Genomic DNA, 4,503 nt, shown 5'->3' with positions numbered 1-4,503 from the left:
GGCTCCGTCGGCTCCGTTGGCTCCGTCGGCTCCGTTGGCCCCGTTGGCCCCGTTGGCCCCGTCGGCTCCGTGGACTCCGCTCCTCCCGTCGCCGCCCTCTTCCTCAGAGGTCCAGCCGTCCCCAACAGGCCAGTCCGCCCCACGGCCCCTGTTACGTCCGGTGACTCGGTTGGTCTTGTCGGCCTTGTCCAGCCCGCCGCTCCCGCCTGTCCTCCCCTCCCGTCCGGCCAGACGCCCGGTGGCCCCGTATCGCGTGGTGTATGAAGGCCACGGCGCCCGCGAGGCACAGTCCGCCGAAGGTGAGCGGTAGGACGACGAACCACGGTGTCTGCCAGGCCCCGGCCGCATCGCCGAGGTAGATGACGCCGGCGGCGGTCACGAAGAGTCCGCCGACGAGCTTCCCGGGCTGGAACTCATGCCGCAGCACGGGCCACCTCCGCCTGTCCCAGACCGACCTCCAGGTCGAGAGTGATCGTCCCGCCACTCCCAGAGCCCTCGGCCGGGGAAAGTGTCAGACGATCGCTCTTGTCCGGTGCCACGTCCACGTCCTCCTTGCCCTCGCCCGGCAGCTGGATGTCACCGAAGCCCACCTGGACGTCGAGCCGCACCGTCACGTCCGACGGGACCACGACCTTCACCTTGCCCGCGCCCACTTCCACACTCGTGGACAACGTCTGGCCCTTCGCCAGGTCCACCCGCGTCAGATCCAGCGTGCCCACTCCCGTCCCCAACTCGTACCGCGCCGCCACGTCCGCGGCCTTCCCCGGTGTCCACTCGGTGCGGGCCCACTCCGTCGTGATGTTCGACGGGAGCGCCGCCGCGCCCGCCAGGAGCCCCGCGGTGACCAGGGCCAGGAAGATCGACCCGGCTCCCGTCCGGCCCAGGAAGGCGCTCACCGCTATGCCCAGGCCGAACACCACCAGCGCACAGGCCAGCCCTGTCTGCATGCTGGCCGCCAGCGTGCGGTCCTCCCACGTCGCGGTGGTCCCGAGACCGCCGGCGAGCAGCGCGAGCAGGAAGACCCAGCCGCCTATCCAGCGCGGCCCGCGCGGCTTAGGCCCGCGCGCGGTGTGTATGTCGTGCCGCGAAGGGGTGCCCCGGGCGATGTTGACCGCCGCGGAGATGTCCCGCCCACGGGTCTCCCAAGGGCCCCACAGATAGCCCGTGCTGCCCACGTGGGTGCCGTCCTTGACTATCGGGTCCCGCCACCACGACGGGTAGGAGGCGGCCACGGGGGGTGCCTGGGCCTCCGGCGGTGCGTCGGCGACGGCCTGGGCTGCCAACGGGTCGGGGTCGGGGGTGCCTCGCTGCCGTGACCAGTAGCCCGCGCCGGCCAGGAGGAGGGAGACGATCACGGAGAAGGTCAGGACGGTGCTGTTGCCCAGCATCGTGAGGAACACGCCGCAGCCGACCAGCGCGAAGAGCACGGCCGCCAGCGCCTGACCGTCGACACGGCCGGTGAGCAGCTTCCGTACCTCGTTCTCCTCCTCGTCGTCGTACGGCACGAACAGCCAGGCGAAGCCGTAGAAGATGAGGCCGAGGCCGCCGGTCGCGGAGAGCACCGCGAGCACGATCCGGAAGATCACCGGGTCCATGTCGCACTGCCGCCCGAGGCCGGCGCAGACACCGCCCAACATCTTGTACCGCCGGTCACGGCGGAATCCCTGAGGAGTGACCAGGGCGCCGACGGGGTCACCGGGAGCGGCCTGCCCCGCCGGACCAGCAGAGCCGCCGGCAGCGGCTCGGTCCTTCGGATCACCCTCACCCGAGGTGCCCGAACCCCACGAGGCGCCCGGGCCAGCCGAACCCCCCGAGCTGGCAGCATGCGCGCCGTAGGCCGCTTGATCCGCGGGCGCGCCCGCACCCGCATGCGCACCCGCACCCACGCCCGCACCCCCGTGCATACCCGTGCCCGGGCGCGTGCCCGAGCCCGGGTGCGGCTCCTTCGCCGTGCCCCAGCCCTCGTGCGCGCGCGGCTCCTCTGCCGTGCCCGGCGGGGGCACGGCGTCCTGCGGCTCGGTGGTCGGCCGCTGGGAGTCGGGGCCCGAGGTGGGTCCCGACTCCGATGCCGCGTGCTGGTGATCCGTCATGCGTCCATCGTGACCGCCGTGCCGGTTCGATGGCAGTCGGGATGACCCTGGTCGAACCCTGATATCCACCCGGGGATGCGTTCGATCATGGCTCCGCCGAAGATCAGGGGCGTCTCGGGGATCGACCCTGATGCCTCGATCGGCCGTGCGTGTGAACATCGATGGCATGCCGGAAGCCGCAGCACTGCCCATCGACACTCCGCGGCCCCCGCGCAAGCTCTACCGCAGCAGCGACGGTCGCTGGCTCGGCGGAGTGGCGCGAGGGCTCGCAGGGCATCTCGGGCTGCCCGTGATCTGGGTCCGGCTCGTGTTCGTCGGCCTGTTCACGGCAGACGGCCTGGGCGCCCTGGTGTACGCGGCGTTCTGGTTCTTCGTGCCGCTCGGCGTCGGCGGGGTCGACAATCAGCGGCCCTCGGCCATCACCACCGAGACCTCACCCGACGGCCGCCGCAGACTCGTGGCCCGCCGGCCCGACCGGGGCCAGATCGTCGCCCTCCTCCTCATGGTCGTCGTGGCCATGGTCTTCGTCGGCAATGTGAATCTGGGCGACGGCGCCCGAGCGTATCTCTGGCCGACGGTGCTGGTCGCCGCCGGTGTGGCCCTGGTCTGGCGTCAGGCGGACAATGCCCGGCGGGCACGCTGGGCCGAGGTAGGCCGCCGTCGGCGCACCATCACCCTGCTCCGCTCGGTGGCCGGAGTCCTGCTCGTCACCGCCGGCGTCTCCGGGATATTCGTCCTGCAAGGCTCCGCCGCCCACCTCGGCTCGGTGCTGCAGGCAGCGCTCGCGGTCCTCGTGGGGATAGCGCTGCTGGCGGGCCCCTATCTCGTCAGGATGACCCAGGACCTCTCCGAGGAGCGCCTGATGCGCATCCGCGCCCAGGAACGCGCGGAGGTCGCGGCCCATGTGCACGACTCGGTGCTGCACACCCTGACGCTGATACAGCGCAACGCGGACAACCCCAACGAAGTCCGCCGCCTGGCCCGCGCCCAGGAGCGCGACCTGCGCAACTGGCTGTACAAACCCGAGGGAACGGGAAAGGACGAGGACGACGAGCCCGACACCCTCGCCGAGGCTGTGCGGCGCAACGCCGCGGAGGTGGAGGACAAGCACGGAGTGCCCATAGAAGTGGTCGTCGTCGGCGACTGCCCCCTCGACGAGGGACTGACCGCGCAGATGCAGGCCGCACGCGAGGCGATGGTGAACGCCGCCAAGTACGGTGGCGAGGGCGGCGCCGTACAGGTCTTCGCCGAGGTCGAGGGAAGGACGGTCTTCGTGTCCGTGCGTGACCGCGGTCCCGGCTTCGATCTCGACGCGATACCCGCCGACCGCATGGGCGTCAGAGAATCGATCATCGGCCGCATGGAACGGAACGGCGGTACGGCACGGCTCCGCGCCGTACCGGGCGGTGGCACGGAGGTCGAGCTGGAGATGGAGAGGGCGGAGACGACGTCATGAGTGACGCGAACGAGCCGAACGACCTTGCCGGGCAGAGCGGTTCGGGCACGGAACCGACCGTGGGTCGGGAAGGCGACCGGGCCGCGCAGGAACCCGGTCCCGGACCCGCTGGTGGCCGGCAGGGTGAGGACGTGGGCCAGAGGGCGTTCGGGGACGCCGGTGTCTCCGACACGTCCGCTTCCGGCGCTTCCGGCGCTTCCGGCGCTTCCGGCGGGCCCCTGGCCGGGGGAGAGCCGGAGGCCGCGGTGTCCGGGCCGGGGCGGCATGTTCGGGTCGTGCTCGTCGACGATCACCGTATGTTCCGTACAGGAGTGCAGGCCGAGATCGGGCAGACGGAGCGTACGGGGGTCGAGGTCGTCGGGGAGGCGCCTGATGTCGACCAGGCGGTCTCGGTGATCACGAGCACTCGCCCCGAGGTGGTGCTCCTGGACGTCCATCTCCCCGGCGGTGGCGGAGTGGAAGTACTGCGCCGCTGTTCGGCGTTGATGGCGGACACCGAACGACCGGTTCGTTTCCTCGCGCTGTCCGTGTCGGACGCGGCGGAGGACGTCATCGGGGTGATCCGGGGCGGTGCACGGGGTTATGTCACCAAGACGATCACTGGCACCGACCTCGTCGACTCCATCTTCCGGGTCCAGGACGGGGACGCCGTGTTCTCCCCGCGGCTGGCCGGCTTCGTCCTCGACGCTTTCGCCTCCACCGATGCCCCGCCTGTCGACGAAGACCTCGACCGCCTCACCCAGCGTGAGCGTGAGGTGTTGCGTCTCATCGCCCGTGGCTATGCGTACAAGGAGATCGCCAAGCAGCTCTACATCTCGGTGAAGACCGTGGAGTCCCATGTCTCCGCCGTGCTGCGCAAGTTGCAGCTCTCCAACCGGCATGAGCTGACGAGATGGGCGACGGCACGACGGCTGGTGTAAGGCTGAGCGACCAAGGACGACGGGACCGCGGTCCCGT

3 protein-coding genes are annotated in these 4,503 nt (G+C 71.0%); 2 read left to right on the top strand and 1 reads right to left on the bottom strand.

Features of this window, described 5'->3' with window-relative positions:
• Positions 1-413: 413 nt before the first annotated feature.
• A complete protein-coding gene (locus AOK23_RS40270; protein ID WP_338056565.1) occupies positions 414-2,090 on the bottom strand; it encodes a PspC domain-containing protein in 1,677 nt (558 codons plus the stop codon).
• 166 nt (positions 2,091-2,256) lie between these two features.
• Here AOK23_RS40270 and AOK23_RS40265 point away from each other — a divergent pair, with 166 nt between their 5' ends.
• Positions 2,257-3,546: an ATP-binding protein gene (locus AOK23_RS40265; RefSeq protein ID WP_240496784.1), complete on the top strand. Its 1,290-nt coding sequence runs from the start codon at positions 2,257-2,259 to the stop codon at positions 3,544-3,546.
• Positions 3,543-4,466 carry a LuxR C-terminal-related transcriptional regulator gene (locus tag AOK23_RS40260; protein ID WP_420823795.1) on the top strand — a complete coding sequence of 308 codons (924 nt, stop codon included), beginning with the start codon at positions 3,543-3,545 and terminating at the stop codon, positions 4,464-4,466. The genes AOK23_RS40265 and AOK23_RS40260 overlap by 4 nt, the downstream gene beginning before the upstream one ends.
• Positions 4,467-4,503: the final 37 nt, after the last annotated feature.

The organism is Streptomyces torulosus (assembly GCF_001419765.1).
Lineage (GTDB): Bacteria > Actinomycetota > Actinomycetes > Streptomycetales > Streptomycetaceae > Streptomyces > Streptomyces torulosus.
This window is presented reverse-complemented; position numbering and strand designations above follow the sequence as displayed.

Bases quoted from the DNA above. Each gene is read 5' to 3' on its own strand.
- AOK23_RS40270 (WP_338056565.1), bottom strand. From the start codon at position 2,090: ATGACGGATCACCAGCACGCGGCATCGGAGTCGGGACCCACCTCGGGC.
- AOK23_RS40265 (WP_240496784.1), top strand. From the start codon at position 2,257: ATGCCGGAAGCCGCAGCACTGCCCATCGACACTCCGCGGCCCCCGCGC.
- AOK23_RS40260 (WP_420823795.1), top strand. From the start codon at position 3,543: ATGAGTGACGCGAACGAGCCGAACGACCTTGCCGGGCAGAGCGGTTCG.